This is a genomic window from Burkholderia sp. AU4i (genome assembly GCF_000466765.1).
Classification (GTDB): domain Bacteria; phylum Pseudomonadota; class Gammaproteobacteria; order Burkholderiales; family Burkholderiaceae; genus Burkholderia; species Burkholderia cepacia.
In genome coordinates, this window is record NZ_ASSI01000459.1 from 1 (window position 1) to 573 (window position 573).

Genomic DNA, 573 nt, shown 5'->3' on the forward strand with positions numbered 1-573 from the left:
GCCCGGCCGCGAGCGCGGCACCCGCAAACAGCGTCAGCGCCGAATACACGAGCCCGCGCGCGAGCCCCGCGCTGTCCGACACCCAGCCGATCGCGACCGGCCCGGCGATCTGCCCGAATGCGAAGACCGTCGTGAACGCGCTGATCCCTTTTGCCCAGCCGTCGGGCGGCAGGTTGTGGCGCACGAAGGCCGTCGTCGACGCGACAGCCGACAGGAACGTCGCGCCGAACAGCACGCCCGACGCGAACGCGGCAACCGGATGCACGAACATCGCCGGCATCAGCGTCGCGATGCCGAGCAGCGCATTGAGCACGGCCAGCGCCTGGCCGCCGCGCATCCGGTCGAGCAGCCCCGACCACAGCCGTGCCGAGACGACGGTCGCGACGCCGAGCATCACGTAGAACGCGGCGACCACCGTGCCGCTCATTCCCGCGCCGCGCAGCAGCGCGACGATGAACGTCATGTAGCCGATGTAGCCGACGCCGAACAGGCCGTAACCGGCCAGCGCGAGGGCGAATCGCACGGGGCTCGCGGTCGCCGCCGGCACCGCGCCGTCGCGCGGCGCGGCGGGTG

1 protein-coding gene is annotated in these 573 nt (G+C 72.8%); it reads right to left on the reverse strand.

The features are described 5' to 3' along the window. The coding region (locus L810_RS43500) for a YbfB/YjiJ family MFS transporter (RefSeq protein WP_042978505.1) at positions 1-573 on the reverse strand (573 nt) is incomplete at both ends.